The sequence below is a fragment of the Flagellimonas myxillae genome (assembly GCF_023502235.1).
Taxonomy (GTDB): domain Bacteria; phylum Bacteroidota; class Bacteroidia; order Flavobacteriales; family Flavobacteriaceae; genus Flagellimonas; species Flagellimonas myxillae.
Genome location: NZ_JAMFLY010000001.1, coordinates 1,796,232 through 1,817,691, shown reverse-complemented (window position 1 = coordinate 1,817,691; position 21,460 = coordinate 1,796,232). Strand labels below are relative to the sequence as shown.

Here is a 21,460-nt window from a genome sequence, read left to right as displayed (position 1 = left end):
GTTCTAGCTATTCACAAAGTTTTAACAATTATGAAAAGAACGTACTTAGTTGCCATTGCACTTTTTGCCATAATGTCTATGGTCCACGGCCAGGATAGGAGCAATTTCAAGGCTGGTTTTAATGCAGGTATTCCTGTAGGCGATGCCGAGGCAATGTCCAGTTTTAGTATTGGTCTGGAATTCAATTACCATTGGGGTGTTTCCGAACTTTTGGATGTTGGTGCGGTCACTGGCTTTATCAATGCCTTTGGGGAAACCTTACCAGACCAATCCGAGTTCGAGGACATTCAATTTATTCCGGTAGCGGGATCTGTAAGGATCTATCCGACCTATCATTTCAAGTTTGGAGGGGATGTTGGGTATGCCGTTGGAATAAATGAAGGCAATGAGGGCGGACTGTTTTATAGACCCTTGATTGGCTATAATATTACAGGCAACACCGAACTAAATGTTTCTTATTCGGCAGTGGACAATAACGGAACTTTTGCCATTGCAACCGTTGGAATTTTGTTCTTGTTTTAAAACAGCGAACTTCAATCTCATGTGAAAACGGTTATGGTGTTTTTGATTTGAAAACCTCAAATCGTGCTTTTGGTTTGTCCAAGAAATAATAACCGTAAATACATTCACAATGAGAAAAGTATGCTTTGTTTTCACCTTAACTGTTTTATTCACTTTTACTTGCGCTGCCCAGACCAGTTATAGGGCAGCCCTAGGTCTTGGCGTTGATGCCTTTAATGAGGCCACCTTTTTTGGCGCAACTGGAAAATATTTCTTTTCCGACCACCATGTTGGGCAGGCGGACCTGGGTTTTGACAAAGGAGGAACTGCAATTTCCATTTTCTACTCATACCACAAAGCAATCTTGGGCAGTAGAAACCAACTGCGCTGGTATGGAGGTGTAGGTCCCAGTATTATTTTGATTGAGGATTTTGACAATGTCTTTGCTCTTAGACCCCATCTGGGCCTGGATTTTAAACCAAAAGGAGTACCCTTCGTGGTAAATTTTGACTGGAGGCCCGCCCTAGTGCTGAGCGAAACCGGAGATAGTGAAGCGGCGGCCTTTGGTTTTGGGCTTCAATTTGTCTTAAAATAGGTTCCGATTACATAAGATATGAAAGCAGGGTTTGCCCTGCTTTTTCTTTTCCATAGTTATTGTACTTTTATATCCATGAAATTAATGATCATTAACGGCCCCAACCTAAACCTATTGGGCAAACGGGAGCCGGAAGTCTACGGCAGCACTACTTTTGAGGAATACTTTCAGGAATTACAGCAAAAATTTCCCAATGTGGATTTGGAACATTTTCAATCCAATATTGAAGGGGAATTGATTGGGAAAATACAGGATGTGGGATTTTCCTATGATGGTATCATCTTAAATGCTGCGGCTTATACCCATACTTCAGTGGGTATCGGAGATGCGGTAAAGGCTGTATCCACACCTGTCATTGAAGTTCATATTTCCAATACCCACAAACGTGAGGATTTTAGACATGTTTCCTATATTTCTGCCGGGGCCAAGGGTGTAATTTTAGGATTCGGACTCCAGAGTTACGATTTGGCGATTACCTCATTTTTATAGCATTCCAAGAAAGCGAAAGCTAAAATTCATTTGGGTTATTGCCCTAGTTCATCCTTCAATTGGTTGAGTCCATAATGTATCACTTTTTCTAGGGCATTGGAGTCCCTCGGGTCGCAGTTGTATTCAAATTCGTTAAGATACAACAAGCGTGTTAACTCCAAATCAAAGACAAATATGCTGACCTTGTTTTTCCATTTAGGAATTTGGGAATCTTTGGCACCATAGGTGACAACTTCCACATAAAGTTGCTTGTTTCCACTTCCTTTTTCAACCAGCTTTTGGATGTCCGATGGATCGCTATCGTACCACTTGATTTTGCTGGAAGCCTTCATTTGTTCGATATACCTCATCTCTTTTAGTCGAGTTGAGGGTACCGCTTCCAATTTTGGGAAAGATTTGTTGACAACGGAGTTAATTAGTCTTTGATTGTTAAGTCTAATCGGACGGATGGACAGGGAATCGTAGTTAATGTGGAACCTATGATAGGCTTGGGAAAATGAAAGACCCCAAAGATTATTAAGCTGATTAAATTCAGTGTTGTTATCCGCTACCTTCGGTTGGTTCGCACATGAATAAAAAGCAACATCGTTCAAAGGGGTATCCTTCTGAGGATAATCACCTAAATGGGACGATGTTGAGCACGATATACCTATACAAACTAAAAGTAGCGCAAAGTACTTACCCAAGGTTTTGAAGGTATTTCCTATCCGCATAAAACGTCCCAAAGGGAAGCAACGAAGCCATAAATAGAATGGCAAACCGCCTTATGCCCCATTTACGCTCCCAGCACAGGACCAAGGCCAACAATACATAAAGAATAAACAGCCCCCCATGGGCATAACCCACAGCCAAATTGGGTTCTAAAATCTGGGCCCAATGCTTTAGTGGCATGGTGATTCCAAATAGAAGTAAATAGGATATTCCTTCTAGAATTGCGGTTAATCGGAATGCTTTCAGCATGGATTATAGATGGATTACTTCGTCGTAAGCATCTGCAACAGCCTCCATTACTGCCTCACTCATGGTAGGGTGGGGGTGGACCGCCTTGAGAATTTCATGTCCGGTCGTTTCCAACTTACGGGCAACAACGGCCTCTGCGATCATATCGGTAACGCCAACACCAATCATGTGGCAACCCAGCCATTCGCCATACTTGGCATCGAAAATCACTTTTACGAAACCATCTGGCGTTCCTGAGGCTTTTGCTTTTCCACTAGCTGAAAAAGGAAATTTCCCAATTTTGAGCTCGTAACCTTGATCTTTGGCTTGTTGCTCTGTCATTCCAACAGAAGCCACTTCAGGAATGCAGTAGGTACATCCAGGAATGTTGCCATAATCCAAGGCTTCGACATGCATGCCAGCAATTTTTTCAACACAAAGGATACCTTCGGCAGAGGCAACGTGTGCCAAAGCTTGACCTGGGGTTACATCACCAATGGCGTAGTAACCTGGGATGTTGGTCTGGTAGTAGTCATTGACAAGGATTTTGTCCCTATCCACGGCAATTCCAACATCTTCCAATCCTATATCTTCAATATTTGTTTTGATACCTACTGCGGACAGTACCACATCGGCTTCCAAAACTTCCTCGCCTTTGGCCGTTTTTACCGTGGCTTTAACACCACTTCCAGAGGTATCCACTTGGGTGACTTCGGCCGAGGTCTTTATTTTGATTCCATTTTTCTTGAAGTTACGCTCCAATTGCTTGGAAACATCGGTGTCTTCTACTGGAACGATGTTCGGAAGGTATTCCACGATAGTGACTTCGGTTCCCATGGAATTGTAGAAATACGCAAATTCAACCCCAATGGCCCCACTTCCCACAACAATCATCTTTTTGGGCTGGGATTCCAAGGACATCGCTTCGCGATATCCAATAACTTTTTTGCCATCTTGGGGTAAGCTGGGCAGTTCCCTGCTCCGCGCACCGGTAGCTATGATTATATGGTCGGCGGTATACTCGGCAGTATCCCCATGTTCCCCTTTGACCAATACTTTTTTTCCAGGTTGCACCTTGCCGTAGCCGTTCAGGATCTCGATTTTGTTCTTTTTCATCAAGAATTGCACGCCTTTACTCATGCTTTCCGCTACACCTCTACTTCGGTTTACCACGGCCCCAAAATCGTGCTCCACTTTTTTGGCGCTTAAGCCATAATCCTCGGCATGCTTGAGGTATTCAAATACCTGTGCGGACTTCAATAGGGCCTTTGTTGGAATACAGCCCCAGTTTAGGCATACACCACCAAGACTTTCCTTTTCCACAATGGCTGTTTTGAATCCAAGTTGGGAGGCACGGATGGCCGTTACATATCCACCAGGACCACTACCCAAAACAATAACATCGAAGTTGCTCATCAGAATTTGAATTTAGTTGATAAAAATTGAAACCTACCCTTTTGGAAGGCAGGTGCAAAAGTACGCAATTCAGGCACCAAAATCCAAGCTTTGGTTTTGCCGAATTGTTATAATGATGAATTTGTTGAAGGAGCTTATCCGAACATCTTTTTATTAAAAGCTTCGGACTGGCCCTTAGGAATGGATAAGGATTGCCAATCCGCTTTTTTTATCATTTTTCCGATAAACACAATTTGACCAATATGGCTGGGATAATGACCTAGTTGACGATTGATGGCTTGGATTATGGAGTGCTCCTCGTTTCTAATTTTGACCTTGGAGTCAAAGTTGGTCCTGTCGATACTATTTAGGGCTCTAAAAAGACATGCCCATCCCTTTTCCCAGGCTATCAGCATTTCCTTTTTGGAAGCATAAGGAGTTTCAAATTCGGTGTCTCTATTGCGCCAGGTCTTTTCCCCATCTTCGGTTAAAAAGTTGGTCCACCTACTCAGCATATTGCCTACAATGTGCTTTACAATTATGGCAATGGAATTGTCTTCTTTAGTGTATGTCCAATGGATATCGTCATCCGCCAGTTGGGCAAAGGTTTTTTCGCCCATGGATTTGTACCGATTGAACTCCTTTTTTACACTTTGGAGATAGTCTTCTTGAAAGTCCATTATGCTTCTTCAGGATTAAAACCGATGCTCACCGAATTGATACAATAGCGCTGTCCCGTGGTCTCCTTTGGCCCATCGTTGAACACATGCCCCAAATGGCTTCCACAATTGGCGCAAAGGGTCTCCGTACGCAGCATCCCGTGGCTCGTATCCCGAACGTACTCAATGGCACCCTCAATGGCTTGATCGAACGAAGGCCAACCGCACCCGCTTTCGAACTTATTATCGCTTTCAAATAGCTTGGCGTTGCAAGCTTTGCAATGGTAATCCCCATTCTCGAAATGTAGATTGTATTGCCCTGTAAAAGGTCTTTCAGTTCCTTTTTTCCGCAATACATGGAATTCTTCAGGAGAAAGTTCCTGTTTCCATTCTTCTTCAGTCTTATTGATGGCGTATTTGTTCATTTTGAAGTGGTGAAGTGATACAGTAAGATAGTGAAATAGTGGGTTAGTGAAAAAGTAAGGTAGCTATGCTAACTATTTTTCATCCGGAACAAAATCCAGGGCAACACCATTGATGCAATGTCTTTCCCCGGTTGTTCTTTTAGGACCATCGTTAAAAACATGGCCTAGGTGTCCTCCGCAGGTTGCGCAATGTTCCTCCGTGCGTTTGTAGCCTATTTTATAATCGACATCGTAGGCCACATTACCTTCAATCTCACGATCAAAACTAGGCCAGCCCGTTCCCGATCTATATTTGTTTTCGCTACGGAATAAAGGGGTAGAGCAGCCGGCGCAAACGTAGGTACCCTTTTCCTTATTTTCCAACAATTCGCTGGTAAAGGGGCTCTCGGTTGCAGCTTTCCGAAGTACGTAGTATTCCATTTCGGTCAGCTCTGCTCGCCACTCTGCGTCGGTCTTTGTGACCGGAAATACTTTTTCTTTTTTAACTGACTTGTTGTCCTCTTGCGAAACGCCCTTGCATCCTACAAAAGCCAACAACACTGCCAAAAACAATTTTTTTCCCATTTCTTTTTATATGTAGACGATTGTTTTGTGAATTCCTTTCAACAAGGAAACAAAAAAAAAGTCCTGTTGAAACCAACAGGACCATAAGTTAACATTTCTGAGCGACTATTGCAGCTCTATTTTTTTAACCCCATCTTCCTGAATTCCCAGGGCCGACATCACATTGGAGAGCTTGGATGTGTCCATTTTGGAAGATTCGGCGAATACGCTGGGCACAAATACAATCCTAAAGGATTGATCATCGGTAAAACTGGTGTCCAAGGCAGAAAGGTCAAAATTTCCGTCAATAAAAAGTTCCACGTCCACGAAGGTATGCGCTGCAACGTATTGGATGGTCCCTTCCGGCAAGAAAAAGCTCTGTGGAATTTGGCTCCAGGCATCTGCTGTACTACCATCATCCAGATCTATGGTTCCATCGAACCTATAGATCAATACGGCATCCGATTCAAAGACCTCGAAATCCGTTACATCACTAAAGGTAATGAGGGTATTAAATATGTTTCCAGCGACATCGTAATCGAAGTTAACACCATCAACCTCAACTACTTGTCCTTGAATACCGTCCTGGCCATCAAGTCCGTCAAGGCCATCTCTTCCATCGAGTCCATCGAACCCGGGAGGGCCAGCTGGACCTTCACAGGCCGATATCAGCAATACTAGAATTACGCCTACAATTGTATTAAATTTTGTCATGATTTTTGATTTTTGATTTGCGTTCAAATTTGTTCTTTCCCGGTAAAAATCAAAAAGCATTCCATTTTTTGATTTACGTTGATATTTTGTGATGAAGTACACCTAAAATCGGATACTTGGGCAAAGATGTGTAATATTGCACTTGTTAAACCAACGCTTATGTCCAAAGTCATTGCCCATAGCTTTTTCACGGAGTTTGATATCAATCTTTTTAAATCTGGAAAGCACTTTAGACTGTATAATAAATTAGGTTCCCATATCACCGAAGTGGATGGAAAAAAAGGTACCTATTTTGCGGTTTGGGCACCTACAGCCAAATCCGTTTCGGTAATTGGCGATTTTAATTTTTGGGATGATAAGGAACATGAACTCAATGTGCGTTGGGATGCCAGTGGTATATGGGAGGGATTTATTCCTGAGGTTGCAAAGGGAACCAAATACAAATACAAGATCCACTCGCATAACAACGACATCTGGACCGAAAAGGCAGATCCATTTGCTCGATATTGTGAGCAACCGCCCAATACTGCGTCTGTGGTTTGGGATGCACCCTATTCCTGGAAAGACAAGAAATGGATGGAGAAAAGGGAAGAGCACAATGCCTTGGACAAGCCTTATTCGGTGTATGAAGTCCACTTGGGCTCTTGGAAGAAAAAGAACGGTTGGGAGTTTTTGTCCTATACCGAAATGGCCGATGAATTGGTCTCCTATGTTAGCGAAATGGGCTTTACCCATGTAGAGTTCATGCCGGTGATGGAATATCCGTTTGATCCTAGTTGGGGCTACCAACTAACTGGCTATTTTGCACCTACCTCCCGTTTCGGGACCCCAGAGGAGTTTAAAATGTTGGTGGATAAATTTCATGAGAAGGAAATCGGGGTGATTTTGGATTGGGTACCCTCACATTTTCCCGAAGATGCCCATGGACTTGGCTTTTTTGACGGTTCCCACCTATACGAACATCCCGATAGAAGACGTGGATACCACCCAGATTGGAAAAGCTTGATTTTTAATTATGGGAGAAACGAGGTTCGGGCCTTTTTGATCAGTAATGCTGTTTTTTGGCTGGACCAGTTCCATGTTGATGGACTTAGGGTAGATGCCGTGGCATCCATGCTGTATCTAGATTACTCCCGTGAAGATGGGGAATGGGAACCCAATATGTATGGCAACAACGAAAATTTGGAGGCCATGTCCTTCCTTAGGGAAATGAATTCCGAGGTTTATGCCAGCTTTAAGGGGGTTCAGACCATCGCGGAGGAATCCACTGCTTTCAATGGTGTTTCCAAACCTGTGGATTTAGGAGGTTTGGGATTTGGTATGAAGTGGATGATGGGTTGGATGCACGATACCCTTGAGTTTTTCAAAAAAGAACCTATCCATAGATCGTATGACCTCAATCAGGTGACCTTTAGCCTCACCTACGCTTTTACAGAGAATTTTATGCTGCCCTTCTCCCACGATGAAGTGGTTTATGGGAAAAATTCACTTTTGTACCGAATGCCAGGTGATGAGTGGCAGCGCTTTGCCAACCTACGGTTGTTATACGGATACATGTTTACACACCCGGGGGCCAATCTGCTCTTTATGGGTGGTGAATTTGGTCAATCTTCCGAATGGAATTTCCAGGAAAGCCTGGATTGGCACCTTACCCAGTACGATTTTCATTCTGGAATCCAAGAAGTCATCAAAGATTTGAACGGATTGTATAGAAACAATCCCGCCCTACACGAGAGACAGTTCAGCCCGGAAGGTTTTCAATGGATTGAGCATAACGACCAGGAAAACTCAGTGTTAACCTATATCAGAAAGGGAAATGACCCCAAAAACGATGTAATCGTGGCTTGCAACTTTACGCCGGTTCCGAGGGAAAATTATAGGGTGGGCGTACCCAAAGCCACGCAGCTGAAATTGCTTTTTAACAGTGATGACAGCAAATATTCTGGTAGCGGTGTGGGCAAGAAGACACTTAAGCCCACGGACAAAGCATGGAACGGTTTTGAACAGTCTGTAAACATGACGCTTCCTCCCCTTAGTGTGGTTGTTTACAAATAGTGACGTATCTCAAACGTTGTAGTTAAAAGCTGTTTACAACATCTTTTTAATATCTCGCCCTAAAGTCTTTCTTTTGTGCGTTACATAACCCATCAGCGATGATTACCAACACTGAAATAGAAAAAAGGGGCAATCAATACCCTAACCATATAGTCGACTTTAAACAAGAAAACGACAAACTTTATTTTACCACCCAAAACGGAGTTATACTTGAGCTTACCATCTTGAGGGACAGTGCAATCCGATTCAGGTTTGCCACGGAACATGTGTTTGAGCCCGATTTTTCCTATGCCCTTAGTGATGATGTGAGTTTGGGATATAACGAATTGGAAGTAAAGGAAGAAGTTCCGGAATACGTTATTTCAACTTCCAAAATCAAGATTCATGTGAACAAGTCCACCTTAAAGATGCAAATAGTGGATTTGGATGGGACCGTGATTCTGGATGACGAATTGGGATTTCATTGGGAAGAAAACTACGATTACGGTGGAAACATTGTAAAAATGGGCAAGGTCTGCCACTCCGGGGAAAGTTATTACGGTATGGGGGACAAGGCCTCGCACACCAATTTGAAGGGCAAGCGGGTAAACAATTGGGTAACGGATTCCTACGCCTACGGCAAGGATCAAGAACCTCTGTACAAGTCCATTCCTTTTTATATCGGATTAAAAGAAGAAATCGCTTATGGGATTTTCTTTGATAATTCTTTTAGTACCTATTTTGATTTTGCCCATGAAAAGCGGAATGTGACCAGTTTTTGGGCAGATGGGGGCGAGATGAACTATTATTTCTTCTACGGACCAAAAATGGCACAGGTCGTGGAGGCCTACACCGATTTAACCGGGGTTCCCGAGCTTCCGCCACTTTGGGCCTTGGGTTTTCATCAATCCAAATGGAGCTACTTCCCAGAAAAAAAGGTAAAGAATATTGCCGCTACGTTTCGAAAGCTCAAAATCCCTTGTGATGCGATATATCTGGATATCGACTATATGGAAGGCTTCCGATGTTTTACTTGGGACAACAAACGTTTTCCCAATCCCAAAAAAATGATCGAGGAATTGGAGGAAGATGGTTTTAAGACCATCACCATGATCGACCCGGGAATAAAGATTGATCCGGATTACTGGGTATACCAGCAGGCTATGGACAACGGTTACTTCTGCAGAAGGGCAGATGGCCCCCATTTTAAGGGCAAAGTATGGCCTGGGGAATGTAAATTTCCAGATTTCACCGATCCCGAAGTGAGGGAATGGTGGGCTGGTCTTTATAAAGAAATGATAGCGGATTTGGGTGTTAAGGGTGTGTGGAATGACATGAACGAACCTGCTATCATGGAGGTTCCCTCCAAAACGGCCAATTTAGATGTTAGACACGATTATGATGGGCATCCGTGTAGCCATAGAAAGGCACATAATGTGTATGGGATGCAAATGGTACGAGCTACCTACAATGGGGTAAAAAAGTTCATGTTCCCCAGAAGACCATTTGTACTCACTCGGGCAGCCTATGCGGGAACCCAGAGATATTGTGCCACATGGACGGGCGACAATGTGGCAACTTGGGAGCACCTTTGGATCGCAAACGTGCAGATGCAGCGTATGTGCATGAGTGGATACTCCTTCGTTGGTTCAGATATTGGAGGATTTGCCGAGCAACCCAATGGGGAATTGTTCGCTCGCTGGATGCAATTGGCAATTTTCCACCCTTTCTGTAGGGTGCATTCCAGCGGAGACCACGGGGAACAAGAACCTTGGTCTTTCGGGGATGAGATTACCGACATCGTCAGAAAGTACATAGAGTTGAGGTATCAACTATTACCTTATCTATACACCATGTTCTACAAATACATCAAGGACGGAACCCCAATGCTCCAATCCCTTGTATTTTATGATCAAGAGGATACACAGACCCATTTTAGGACAGACGAGTTTTTATTTGGAGAGCAGATGTTGGTCTGTCCCGTGCAGGAATCCAATGCACAAGGAAGACGCATGTACTTCCCAAAGGGAAATTGGTATGATTACTGGACGGACGAGGTTGTTACCGGTGGGGTTGAGAAGTGGGTGCCGGCAGATATACGCAAGATTCCCCTGTTCGTAAAAGAAGGTGCGCTTATCCCGAAATACCCGGTACAGCAATATGTTGGGGAAAAAGAAATAAAGGAATTGTCCATCGACGTATATTTCAAGGAGGGTATTGAAATATCAAGGGTGTATGAGGACCAACAAGATGGTTATGACTATAAAAAAGGAAGATTCAGTCTAAGAAGGTTTAGGCTGAGAGGTAAGGAAAATGAACTGATCATTCAGCAGTTTAAGGATGGAAATTTCATCACCCCCTATGAGAATATAAAACTGACTTTCCACGGCCTTCCATTCCAAATTGGAGTAGTGGAGGTGGATAACGAACAGGTCAACCTAAAGGACATCAAACTCAATGGGAACAACAGCATAGAGATCAGCAAGGATTTTACCGAGCTGCACCTGATTGGAAAATAATTTTTCGTAAATTCCCTAGACTAAACACTATTAACAGATGATGAGAAAATTTATTCTAACAGCGGCGGTTTTTATGGCGGTTGTTGCCTGTAAGGTGAATCCGTTTACAGGGAAAAGTACGTTGAATTTTTATCCCAATAGCCAGATTTTTCCAATGGCTTTTGCCCAGTACGACCAATTTTTGAACGAAAACAAGGTTATTACCGGGACTTCCGATGCCAAGATGATTGCCAACGTAGGGCAACGCATCGCCACAGCGGCGGAACGTTGGTTGGATGCCAACGGTTATCCAGGATATTTGAAGGATTACAAATGGGAGTACAACCTGGTCAACGATGAAACGGTAAATGCTTGGTGCATGCCAGGCGGGAAAATCGTTTTCTACACGGGTATACTTCCCATTACGCAAACGGAAACTGGGGTTGCGGTGGTTATGGGCCACGAGGTTGCCCACGCCCTTGCCGACCATGGGGCACAGCGGATGAGTGCCGGAATGTTGCAACAGATTGGTGCCGTAGCTGGAAATGTGGCCATAAAAGACCCGCAAAAACGGAACACCTTTAACCAAGCCTATGGCTTGGGGTCAACCCTAGGGGTTATGCTTCCCTTTAGCCGAAGCCATGAAACAGAAGCCGATAGAATTGGTCTTCAAATTATGGCCATTGCTGGATACAATCCGGATGAAGCAGCGGAATTATGGAAACGGATGAAGGCTAAATCAGGTGGACAGGCACCTCCCGAATTTATGAGCACACATCCATCGAACGATACAAGAATTAATAACCTAACAGCTTGGGCGCCCATTGCAAAACAAGAAGCGGCCAAATACGGGGTTACCTCTTTTAAATAAACAATTGATAAAAAACTTTATGTCACCTATAGCTTAGTTTGGGTTTTTTACAACTCTAATTAGGTTATAGGTGATATTTTTATTTATAGACTATGGCACAGGTATTCGCAATGAAGGGAAGCAAGAAATTGTTGAATGCTTGGGCCTTCTACGACTGGGCGAATTCCGTATATAGCCTAGTGATATCCTCAGCAATATTTCCCATTTTCTATGGAGCCCTGTTCCGAGTGGCCGAGATAGAAAAAGTCACCATTTTTGGTGGGGAGATCGCGAGGGCTCCCTTGATCAGTTACGTAACGTCCCTAGCCTTTGTGTTTATTGCCATAGTAACACCCTTGGTTTCGGGAATTGCCGATTATTTGGGGAACAAACGCGTATTTCTTAAGTTTTTCTGCTACTTGGGAGCCATTTCCTGTATTGGGCTCTACTGGTTTTCCTTGGAGAACATTTACTTCGGATTGATTTGCTATTTCTTTGGCCTAGTGGGCTTTTGGGTCAGTTTTGCCATCAATAATTCCTATTTGCCAGATATTGCTTTTCCGGAACAGCAAGATGGGGTAAGTGCCAAAGGCTTTTCATTAGGTTATGTGGGAAGCGTAATTCTTCTCCTGTTCAACTTGGCCATGGTAATGCAACCCGACCTATTTGGAATAACGGATAGTGGAGGGGAAGCTGCTGAGATCAAGGCCATGAAATATTCCTTTGTATCGGTCGGGGTTTGGTGGATTTTGTTCAGCCAATATACCTTTTACCACCTGCCTAAAGGATACAAAAGGGAAGGGGAACGAACCAATATTGTGCTCAATGGGTTTAGGGAACTCAAAGGGGTATGGAAACAATTGGGAACCGAAACCCGACTTAAACGGTATTTGGTGGCATTTTTTGTTTTCAGCACAGCGGTTCAGACCATTATGCTGATAGCGGCTTTCTACGGCGAAGAGGAAATTGCATGGGGGAGCGATAGTGAGCGCACCACTGGATTGATCATCAGTATTTTGGTGATTCAGTTGGTAGCAATATTGGGCTCTTTGGCAACCGCTTATCTGTCCAAAAAAAGAGGAAATATCAGTACCTTGTTATTGCTAAATGTCCTTTGGATTTTCTTGTGCATCTATGCTTATTTTTTGATTACCCCCCTGGATTTTTATATCGCAGCCGGATTGGTTGGATTGGTAATGGGTGGGATTCAAACCCTTTCCCGTTCGACCTACTCCAAATTTTTACCGGAGACCACAGACACCACATCCTTCTTTAGTTTTTATGATGTTGCGGAAAAAATAGGCCTGATTTTGGGCACCTTTATCTTTGGATATATCTCCCAGGTAACCGGTAGTATGCGGAACGCGACGATTTTTATGGCGTTTTTGTTTTTTATGGGCGTAGTGCTACTGCTCCGAGTGAGAAAGTTGGCTCCAAAGGGGGAATTGGAATAACAGCAATAAACAAGAAAGGATTCTGGAAGCATGAAAAAGAGCAAAAAGAAAAAGCAGCCCGCCCTATATGAGGAAATGGAACTCGATAAAAACGAGATTGTCATTTTCAATATTGAGGAAATCAAAAGCATGCGGGAAGAAATCAATTGGAGGGTGAAAGCAGCCTATAATTCCAGCATTGCCTTTATTTCGGTTATTACCTTCATCATTGGTCAGTTGTTTAGCTCGGACAACAAAATTCTCGAAAGTATCAATGAGAACCCCAATCTGTTCATGATGACCTCCATCGCCATCTTGATCGTGATTTCGGCATGGGTAGGTGTTCAGAATGCGAACCACCTCATCGAAAAGCGAATTGAGCTCTACACCCTGGATTTGGTGAAGACCATTTACAATACTTCAGAGCATATCTTTTTTTCGTGGCTCGGATACCTATATGGAAAGGTGTTTTTTAGAAAGCGGTTTAAGAACAATGTAGCTAGGTTGCTAAATGCCTCCATTGGCTTTTTTATCTATTTTTTACCCAATCTTATTGCATTCGCATTATGGATATATTTGCTGAGATTCGACAATCTAACCGATTATATGATTCCATTTATTCTGGCCACATTTTTCATTATAATCGCTATAGCAACTTCCTTTCTCCTCTTCTTTTATGTCATCAAAGTAAATAAGAGATACTCTACCTTTTATCGCAAGTACATGGAACCCTACTACGGTAAAAATGCCCGCTTAAAGGACTAAGGGTTATCGTAAAATCTTGATCGCTTTATCGGGAAAGTCCGTTATGATCAGGTCGGCACCGAAAGTAGCCGCCTTTTTCATGTCATTTTCATCGTTTATCGTGAAAACCCCGGTGCCAAACCCGAGTTGTTCATTGGTATTTACCCAGCCCTTGTTCAAATAGAGATAAAACATGTTTAAGGAGGTGATGCCTGCCACCGGTTCAAAGCTTCCAAATCTAAGTTGGGTATCGAAGTAAATAGGCAAAATTGACGATTTCCCAAAAATCAACTGTTGAATTTCAACCGGGTTGTTCGAGGTTGTAATTTCCTCCAAGTACGACCTTTCGAACGATTGGATAATCAGTTGGTCAGAGACCCCACGATCTTGGATAAGCTGTAACAATTTATCCACCAAACTGGGGTAAGCTCCTTTTTTGGACCATTTGAGTTCCACAAGGATCTTGCACTGCCCGTTGACCAAATCCAAGACCTCTTCAAAAGTGGGCACCTTTTCAGAGCCGAATTCTGGACCAAACCAGCTTCCAGCATCCAATTGCTTTATTTGTTGAAGGGTCATATCCGCAATTTCGCCTTCCCCATCCGTAGTTCTTTTTACGTTGGAATCGTGGATTACGATAAGTTCGCCATCAGCGGAAACATGTAGGTCGAGTTCAATATAGTCCACCTTGAGGTCCAAAGCTCTTTTAAAAGATGCCAAAGTGTTTTCGGGAGCCAATCCAGCAGCCCCTCTATGCCCCACAATTTTAGGGAAGTCTATGGTTGTATTATTTGAAGGGGAGGAAAGTTTGAATCGTAAAAAAGGGTATAGAATGGTGATGACAAGGAAAATGAATAACGAAAATGTCATTGTAAGCAACTTTTTTTTATTGGCAACTTTCATTTAGATTTATGAACAACAGAATAACGATAAAATCATTTTATGTCAATCTCTGAATATTTTGATGATATAATAGTAAACTATTTTTCCCACATTTTAATCTTTTTCCTAGGCTTTTGTTATAGCTGGTCCAGGTCCAATATTTATTTCTTTAGTGTTACGGCAAGAAAATTAAAATCCTTACTTCTGAGAAAAAAAATGGTGATTGTTTGGAATGATGACCACCTTATGCACAGTGAGAAAATCTGTGAGAAACTCAAAAGCATGAACCCGGATTATTTGTACTGCGTGATTGACGAACCCCGGGATTTGTTGTTTTACCCCATTGGGAAAAAGTATGTGAACCTGATTATCCTGTTTGTTACGGATGTGACCAAATTTTCTGAACTTCCGAAGGAAAGAAAACTGATCCAGAGCAAATTACTGAACCATTTAAAAGAAGGAGGTACCTTGGTAGGAACCCACGATATTATCTATAGAAGATGCAGGAACTTTGCCTTGCAAAAAGTTTATGGATGTCAACTGAACAATTTTAGACGACTCGATGCCCCCATCGACGTCGAAATCGTACCAGAGCACTCAACAAATCCATTGTTGGAGGGGCTGGATGATAACTTCAGCTTGGATGATGGAGAATTGTGCTGGGGGGATTGGACCGCTGATGCCAATATTTTGGCACAAACCAAAAAGGGGTTCAACAAACGGAAGAAGGTTCCGATGGTTGTAACAAGAAAAATATCGTATGATGGGCTTGCCATTTGGCTCAACTCCGGTGACAAATTTGTTAACGCCCCCAGAAGCGTTTCCCAACCAGAGGAGGCTTTGGTGAGAATCCTCTCCAACGCCTCAAGATATTCCGAAGAAATAAAGAACTACAACTAAAAAACCCTGCAGTAGCTACAGGGTTTTGGTTTTTTGATTGGAATAAACTCGTAGTATCTATCCCTTGGATATATCTCCAGACCCGGATGATTTGCTGTTGATTTTTTTGGGATTTCCGCGGTAACTGATGTCCCCTGATCCCGATACCCTAGCATCTATGGATTGGTTGGCGGTTACCTTTATATCCGCAGAACCAGAAACCTGGGCGGTAACAAATTCCGCTTCAAGGTCATAGGCCTTAACATCACCAGAACCGGAAACCTGCACGTTTAAATCGGTAGTTTTTCCCTCCAGATTAATGTCTCCCGATCCCGAAAGCGAAGCACTTACATTCTGTGCTTCCACGGTAAGGCTTACATCTCCAGAACCGGACATGCTAGCATGGAAATCATCTGCTTTTAAAGTGGTGTGCCCAACAATATCTCCTGACCCAGATAGAGAGACAGCATTGATATCTTTGACGGGAACCGTCACCACAATTCCAGAATTCCAGCTAGAGGGTCTTAGATTGACACCCCGTTCTTGCTTAATGACCAATTTTCCGTTTTTCACTTCGGTTTTAATGTGTTCCAAAAGATTGGATTCCCCTTTTAGGGTTATTTCTCCCTCGGTACCGGCAACAAGTTCCAGGTTGAACCATCCAGCCATGGCCACTTCGTCGTAATCGCCCACAGAACGTTCTATGGTAACAACATTGCCGTTGCCTTTAACTCGCTTGCCCCACTGGGCGTTCGTGACTGCCACCATGGATAGTGCCAGTGTCAATGTGATTAGTTTTTTCATGATCGTGTTTTAATTTTTGTTTTTTGATTTTCAGTTTTGGTGAAAGGTTATTCCACCGTAGTCCGTGGTAATATTAACGGTATTTCCGGAGTTTTCGCTACCGTAATATCCCTTATAATATTTTTCTCCGGTTTTCTCCTTGCTGATGTTGATTTCGAAGGGTTCCTTACCACTTACCCCGGCATACTCGGCCGATATCTCAAAATTGAAGTGATAGTTGGGGTGGTAACCAATCTTGGTTCCGGTATAATCCGTTCTGATATCGATATTTCCAGCGTCTTCGGCCATCTGTCCTATTTTTAGGGAGCCATAGTCCGAAGTTATGTTTACGTTGCCGTGTACCGTACCCAGTTTTACACTTACATAATCCCCATTTCCATTTACATTGCCCACATTGCCCACTTCAAGGGAGCCATAATCACTGGCATATTCCAAATTTTCCATTTCCTTCACCACACTGTTGGTGTAATCCGCTTTAATGGTAAGATCACCGGCCTTTTCCACCGTAAATCCGGAATAATCCGCAATAATTTCCGCACTGTTGATGTATTCAAAATTGGACCTGCTGGTGTAATCAAAGCGTAGTTCGTTGTTTCTTCCCCGAAGCTCGCCTATATCTATTTTACCATAGTCACAATTAATTTTGGCATGCCCGTCCACACGATCTACATAAATGTTTCCGTAATCGTTGTTTAGGTTTACGCTGTTCTTTACCGGGATTTTTACCGTATAGTTTACCTGTACGTTCACGTTGTTGCGTTTCCCCCAGTTCCATCCCCAGTTTTTACCGCCATCGCCGAATCGGGTTCTGGCCGATACCAAACTGCTGCTGGTTTCAAAATCCACATCAATTTCGTCCAATCGCTTTTCCACTTTTTCCTCATTGTTGCCATTGGTTTTGATGTGCACCTCAATCACGATCTTGTTTTCGTTCCAAGAGGTGATGTTCAGGTTCCCGTAGCTGTTATGCACCTTAAAAAGGGCATCCGAGTTAACACTGAACTCTTTTTTAATGGTCTTTTCCTTGGTGTACTTCCCTGTGGGTTTACCAGTTCCGGCAACCAATAAAAGTGGGAGTAGGGCTAATGTCAAAAAGACATACTTATATCGTAAAGTTCTCATCATAATGTGATTTTATATTCTTAATGTTTTCAATATTGGTCAATACTTCTTTTATCAAATCAATTCGGGTCTGGAAATTGGTGATCATGGCATTCAGGATAATTTTGCTGTTGCCACCGTTCACAAGTTCTTGTTCCAAGGTGTCATAGTCCGCTTCCAGTTTTTCCAATTGCACCAGGGTATCGTCGACAAGCTTGGCGGTCTCTGGGGATTTTTCATCCTTCAGGAGCTGCACTTGTTCCTCAATAAGGTTTACAAAGTAAAACTCGGTCTGCGACACTTCCGGGGCAATCTCCACAACCTGTTCCTTAATACTGGGACGGGTACTGAATACCTGTACACCAAGCAGACAAAGGAAGGCTACGGATGCGGCAATGGACAATGGCTTCCACCAATTGGACTTCTTGGATCGCAAGGAGGTTACACCTTTGACCTGATTTAATTTTTCGAAAAATCGGTCTTGGTGCCCGAGCTGGGGTTCCTCAAGGTCAAAACTGCCTTGTAGTCTTTCGAACAACTTGTCTAGATTATCATTTTCCATAATCAAACGTTTACTATCAATTTCTTTCTTAGACTTTCTTTAGCCCTGGAAATCGTGGTTCTGCAATTGGCATAACTAATGTTCATGATCTCACTGATTTCTTCATAATCGTACCCTTCAATTAAATGTAAGGTCAAAGAAACTCTGTAATTGTCTTTCAAACTTTTCATGGTCTCCATCACTTTTTGAGCCTTCAGTTCTGTATAACCATTGTGATCAAGATCAACTCCGTCATTATCTTCGACCTTGTACATTACATCATCCAAATCAACAGCTTTTGACTTCTGTTGTTTTTTGTAATGATAGATGCTGTTGTTTATCACAATACGCTTCAGCCATGCCCCAAAGGTGACGTCCCCTTTAAAGGTGTGCAGCTTCGTAAACGCATTCAAAAACGATTCCTGCATCACATCTTCGGCTTCGGCGGAGTTTTTTACAATCCTGAACGATGTATTGTACATGGCCCGGTAATAGCGGTTGTAAATCTCCATCTGTGCACTTTGTTTACCTGCTAGGCACGATTGAAGCAGCGCATCAATATGTTCATTTTGGTGGCTCAAAAAATGAATGGTTTGTCTTATAGATTGTTGAATTTATCAATTGTTACACTTTTATTGAATTTTTATTAATCAATAAACAATTACCAATTATCAATAACCAATTATCAATAACCAATTATCAATAACCAATTACCAATAACCAATTATCAATTATCAATAGCCAATAACCAATAACCAATAATCAGTAATCAGTAATTAATAATGAGTAATCAATAACCATAAACCCGCAAACCAGCTTGGCACAGGAATTGCCCTTATAGCAATGAATATGGGTCCAACCCCCTAGTTAATAGCTATTTTTGCACAGTTTGATGGGGTCTGGAACATTGAATGAACTGAAGATTTATGTCATTGATGACAAAATGACCGAAAATTAGATATGGGAGAAATAAAAATTTCAACTTTTGACAATATATCACTGCAAGGACTGGAGGAAGATGCCGAACTGATACCCTTGTTGACCCCCGAGGACGAGGAGGAGATGAACCGAGAGGTCCTTCCCGAAACCCTTCCTGTACTTCCATTACGGAACACAGTGCTCTTTCCAGGGGTGGTAATCCCCATTACCGCCGGAAGGGATAAATCCATCAATTTGATCAAGGATGCCAACAACGGGTCCAAGACCATAGGTGTGGTGTCCCAGAAAGATGAGGAAACTGAGAACCCGGGTGTGGAGGATATCAATACCCTGGGTACGGTTGCTCGAATATTGCGGGTGCTTCAAATGCCAGATGGAAACACTACGGTGATCATACAGGGAAAGAAACGTTTTGAGATTTCCGAGGTGATTACGGAGCAACCTTATTTCACGGCAACCGTTCGTGAGGCTTTGGAAGAAAGACCGGAAGAAAGCAGTGAAGAGTTTGCCGCCATTATCGACTCCATTAAGGAGTTGGCTTTTAAGATCATCAAGGACAACCCCAATATCCCCAGCGAAGCCACATTTGCCATAAAGAACATCCAGAGCAACTCGTTCTTGATCAACTTTGTATCCTCCAACCTTAATTTGAGTGTGGCCGAGAAACAAAAGATTTTGGAAATTCCAAATCTACAGGAAAGGGCATTGACCACCTTGAAGTACATGAATATGGAACTTCAAAAATTGGAGCTGAAAAATGACATTCAGTCCAAGGTTCGGAATGATATGGACCAGCAACAGCGGGAGTATTTTCTTCACCAACAAATGAAAACCATTCAAGAGGAACTGGGTGGTATTTCCTATGAGGAGGAAGTGGATGAAATGCGCGCCAAGGCCAAGAAGAAAAAATGGGACAAAAAGGTCAAGGAGCATTTTGAAAAGGAACTGTCCAAAATGCAACGAATGAACCCACAGGTAGCCGAATATTCCATCCAAAGAAACTACCTGGATTTGTTTTTGGACCTACCTTGGAACGAGTTTTCCAAAGACAAGTTCGATTTAAAGCGGGCCCAGCAAATTTTGGATCGCGACCATTACGGTCTGGAAGATGTAAAACGTAGGATCATTGAGTATTTGGCAGTGCTGAAACTGCGAAACGACATGAAATCTCCCATACTTTGTTTATATGGCCCTCCGGGGGTTGGAAAAACCTCCTTGGGGAAATCTGTGGCAGAGGCTCTGGGCAGGGAGTACGTGCGTATGTCTTTAGGTGGATTAAGGGATGAGGCCGAAATACGGGGGCATCGGAAAACATATATTGGGGCCATGCCCGGTAGGATCGTTCAAAGTTTGAAGAAAGCAGGCACCTCCAATCCGGTTTTTATTTTGGATGAAATTGACAAGCTTTCCAACAGTCATCAGGGAGACCCTTCTTCTGCTATGTTGGAGGTTCTGGACCCAGAACAGAACAGCGAATTCTATGATAACTTCCTGGAAATGGGATACGACCTATCCAAGGTCATGTTTATTGCCACTGCAAATAATTTGGGAACCATTCAACCCGCCTTAAGGGATCGGATGGAAATCATCAATGTAACGGGATATACCATTGAGGAAAAGGTGGAGATCGCCAAAAAGCACTTGCTGCCCAAGCAGTTAAAGGAACACGGTCTTACGGCTAAAGATTTGAAGATTGGAAAGCCCCAATTGGAAAAGATTGTGGAAGGGTATACACGGGAATCTGGGGTGAGGAGTTTGGAAAAGCAATTGGCCAAAATGGTACGTTATGCTGCCAAATCCATTGCCATAGAAGAGGAATATAACATCAAGGTAACCAACGAAGATGTTGAAAAAGTTCTTGGTCCTGCCCGTTTGGAACGTGATAAGTATGAAAATAATGATGTGGCCGGAGTGGTGACAGGTTTGGCCTGGACCAGCGTAGGCGGGGATATTCTGTTTATCGAATCGATTTTGTCCAAGGGCAAGGGAGCATTGAACATTACCGGAAATTTGGGAAAGGTGATGAAGGAGTCCGCTACAATTGCCATGGAATACATTAAGTCGAACGCGGCAACCTTTGGCATTAATCCAGATGTTTTTGATAAGTACAATGTGCATATCCATGTTCCGGAAGGGGCAACGCCCAAAGATGGTCCAAGTGCAGGTATCACCATGTTGACTTCTTTGGTATCGCTATTCACGCAGCGAAAGGTGAAAAAGAGTTTGGCCATGACGGGGGAGATCACCCTTAGGGGCAAAGTACTTCCAGTCGGTGGGATCAAAGAGAAGATTCTTGCCGCAAAACGGGCCAAAATCAAGGAGATCATTTTGTGCGAGGACAACCGCAAGGACATTGAGGAAATCAAACAAGATTATCTCAAAGGTCTTACCTTCCACTATGTATCGGATATGAGTGAGGTTATCGACATTGCCGTGACCAATCGAAAAGTGAAAAATGCCAAGACCCTTTAATTAGACTTAAGGTACAGGAACTT

The 21,460-nt window shown here is 43.0% G+C and carries 22 protein-coding genes; 10 read left to right on the top strand and 12 right to left on the bottom strand.

Annotated features, from left to right (window positions below; translation table 11 throughout):
• Nucleotides 1-30 precede the first annotated feature (30 nt).
• From M3P07_RS08145 to aroQ, 3 genes are all read left to right on the top strand, one after another.
• Nucleotides 31-522 carry a hypothetical protein gene (locus M3P07_RS08145; RefSeq protein ID WP_249969378.1) on the top strand — a complete coding sequence of 164 codons (492 nt, stop codon included), beginning with the start codon at nucleotides 31-33 and terminating at the stop codon, nucleotides 520-522.
• Nucleotides 523-631: 109 nt separating this feature from the next.
• Nucleotides 632-1,096: a hypothetical protein gene (locus tag M3P07_RS08140; protein ID WP_249969377.1), complete on the top strand. Its 465-nt coding sequence runs from the start codon at nucleotides 632-634 to the stop codon at nucleotides 1,094-1,096.
• A 75-nt stretch (nucleotides 1,097-1,171) separates the two neighbouring features.
• The gene (gene aroQ, locus M3P07_RS08135) at nucleotides 1,172-1,585 is read left to right on the top strand and encodes a type II 3-dehydroquinate dehydratase (protein WP_249969458.1); all 414 of its coding nucleotides are present in this window, start codon (nucleotides 1,172-1,174) and stop codon (nucleotides 1,583-1,585) included.
• Between the two features lie 35 nt (nucleotides 1,586-1,620).
• Here the strand turns inward: aroQ and M3P07_RS08130 are convergent, their stop codons facing one another.
• The 7 genes from M3P07_RS08130 to M3P07_RS08100 all read right to left on the bottom strand — a co-directional run bounded on the left by M3P07_RS08130 (nucleotide 1,621) and on the right by M3P07_RS08100 (nucleotide 6,260).
• Entirely contained in the window at nucleotides 1,621-1,935 is a 315-nt protein-coding gene (locus M3P07_RS08130) for a hypothetical protein (RefSeq protein ID WP_249969376.1), read from the bottom strand.
• 328 nt (nucleotides 1,936-2,263) lie between these two features.
• The gene (locus tag M3P07_RS08125) at nucleotides 2,264-2,545 is read right to left on the bottom strand and encodes a DUF3817 domain-containing protein (RefSeq protein WP_249969375.1); all 282 of its coding nucleotides are present in this window, start codon (nucleotides 2,543-2,545) and stop codon (nucleotides 2,264-2,266) included.
• Nucleotides 2,546-2,548: 3 nt separating this feature from the next.
• A complete protein-coding gene (gene lpdA / locus M3P07_RS08120; protein ID WP_249969374.1) occupies nucleotides 2,549-3,940 on the bottom strand; it encodes a dihydrolipoyl dehydrogenase in 1,392 nt (463 codons plus the stop codon).
• A 134-nt stretch (nucleotides 3,941-4,074) separates the two neighbouring features.
• Nucleotides 4,075-4,599 (bottom strand): DUF1572 family protein, encoded by a 525-nt coding sequence (locus M3P07_RS08115; RefSeq protein WP_249969373.1) that lies wholly within the window; start codon nucleotides 4,597-4,599, stop codon nucleotides 4,075-4,077.
• Nucleotides 4,599-5,003, bottom strand: coding sequence for a peptide-methionine (R)-S-oxide reductase MsrB (gene msrB / locus M3P07_RS08110; protein WP_249969372.1), 405 nt, complete (start codon nucleotides 5,001-5,003; stop codon nucleotides 4,599-4,601). Before msrB (M3P07_RS08110) ends, M3P07_RS08115 begins: the two co-directional genes overlap by 1 nt.
• A gap of 72 nt (nucleotides 5,004-5,075) precedes the next feature.
• Nucleotides 5,076-5,567: a peptide-methionine (R)-S-oxide reductase MsrB gene (msrB, locus tag M3P07_RS08105; protein WP_249969371.1), complete on the bottom strand. Its 492-nt coding sequence runs from the start codon at nucleotides 5,565-5,567 to the stop codon at nucleotides 5,076-5,078.
• A gap of 105 nt (nucleotides 5,568-5,672) precedes the next feature.
• Complete coding sequence (locus tag M3P07_RS08100; protein WP_249969370.1) at nucleotides 5,673-6,260, bottom strand: collagen-like protein; 588 nt, start codon at nucleotides 6,258-6,260, stop codon at nucleotides 5,673-5,675.
• A gap of 159 nt (nucleotides 6,261-6,419) precedes the next feature.
• Between M3P07_RS08100 and glgB the strand changes: the two genes are divergently transcribed.
• The 5 genes from glgB to M3P07_RS08075 all read left to right on the top strand — a co-directional run bounded on the left by glgB (nucleotide 6,420) and on the right by M3P07_RS08075 (nucleotide 13,840).
• On the top strand, nucleotides 6,420-8,315 hold the full coding sequence (gene glgB, locus M3P07_RS08095; protein WP_249969369.1) for a 1,4-alpha-glucan branching protein GlgB: 1,896 nt from the start codon (nucleotides 6,420-6,422) through the stop codon (nucleotides 8,313-8,315).
• A gap of 98 nt (nucleotides 8,316-8,413) precedes the next feature.
• Complete coding sequence (locus tag M3P07_RS08090) at nucleotides 8,414-10,813, top strand: glycoside hydrolase family 31 protein (protein ID WP_249969368.1); 2,400 nt, start codon at nucleotides 8,414-8,416, stop codon at nucleotides 10,811-10,813.
• 40 nt (nucleotides 10,814-10,853) lie between these two features.
• A complete protein-coding gene (locus M3P07_RS08085) occupies nucleotides 10,854-11,663 on the top strand; it encodes a M48 family metallopeptidase (protein ID WP_249969457.1) in 810 nt (269 codons plus the stop codon).
• 92 nt (nucleotides 11,664-11,755) lie between these two features.
• A complete protein-coding gene (locus M3P07_RS08080; protein ID WP_249969367.1) occupies nucleotides 11,756-13,096 on the top strand; it encodes an MFS transporter in 1,341 nt (446 codons plus the stop codon).
• A gap of 30 nt (nucleotides 13,097-13,126) precedes the next feature.
• Complete coding sequence (locus M3P07_RS08075; protein ID WP_249969366.1) at nucleotides 13,127-13,840, top strand: hypothetical protein; 714 nt, start codon at nucleotides 13,127-13,129, stop codon at nucleotides 13,838-13,840.
• Nucleotides 13,841-13,843: 3 nt separating this feature from the next.
• Here the strand turns inward: M3P07_RS08075 and M3P07_RS08070 are convergent, their stop codons facing one another.
• Nucleotides 13,844-14,689, bottom strand: a complete 846-nt coding sequence (locus tag M3P07_RS08070) for a glycerophosphodiester phosphodiesterase (protein ID WP_249969365.1) — start codon at nucleotides 14,687-14,689, stop codon at nucleotides 13,844-13,846.
• Nucleotides 14,690-14,983: 294 nt separating this feature from the next.
• On the opposite strand from M3P07_RS08070, the gene M3P07_RS08065 reads away from it, so the two are divergent.
• The gene (locus tag M3P07_RS08065; RefSeq protein ID WP_249969364.1) at nucleotides 14,984-15,601 is read left to right on the top strand and encodes a hypothetical protein; all 618 of its coding nucleotides are present in this window, start codon (nucleotides 14,984-14,986) and stop codon (nucleotides 15,599-15,601) included.
• 57 nt (nucleotides 15,602-15,658) lie between these two features.
• Here the strand turns inward: M3P07_RS08065 and M3P07_RS08060 are convergent, their stop codons facing one another.
• Genes M3P07_RS08060 through M3P07_RS08045 form a run of 4 tightly spaced genes read right to left on the bottom strand, consistent with a single transcriptional unit; the run spans nucleotide 15,659 to nucleotide 18,607 of the window.
• Complete coding sequence (locus M3P07_RS08060) at nucleotides 15,659-16,384, bottom strand: head GIN domain-containing protein (RefSeq protein WP_249969363.1); 726 nt, start codon at nucleotides 16,382-16,384, stop codon at nucleotides 15,659-15,661.
• A gap of 30 nt (nucleotides 16,385-16,414) precedes the next feature.
• The gene (locus M3P07_RS08055) at nucleotides 16,415-17,506 is read right to left on the bottom strand and encodes a DUF4097 family beta strand repeat-containing protein (protein ID WP_249969456.1); all 1,092 of its coding nucleotides are present in this window, start codon (nucleotides 17,504-17,506) and stop codon (nucleotides 16,415-16,417) included.
• On the bottom strand, nucleotides 17,487-18,047 hold the full coding sequence (locus M3P07_RS08050; RefSeq protein WP_249969362.1) for a hypothetical protein: 561 nt from the start codon (nucleotides 18,045-18,047) through the stop codon (nucleotides 17,487-17,489). Before M3P07_RS08050 ends, M3P07_RS08055 begins: the two co-directional genes overlap by 20 nt.
• 2 nt (nucleotides 18,048-18,049) lie before the next feature.
• Nucleotides 18,050-18,607: an RNA polymerase sigma factor gene (locus tag M3P07_RS08045; protein ID WP_249969361.1), complete on the bottom strand. Its 558-nt coding sequence runs from the start codon at nucleotides 18,605-18,607 to the stop codon at nucleotides 18,050-18,052.
• A 379-nt stretch (nucleotides 18,608-18,986) separates the two neighbouring features.
• Here M3P07_RS08045 and lon point away from each other — a divergent pair, with 379 nt between their 5' ends.
• Complete coding sequence (gene lon, locus M3P07_RS08040) at nucleotides 18,987-21,437, top strand: endopeptidase La (protein ID WP_249969360.1); 2,451 nt, start codon at nucleotides 18,987-18,989, stop codon at nucleotides 21,435-21,437.
• The last annotated feature ends 23 nt before the right edge of the window (nucleotides 21,438-21,460 follow it).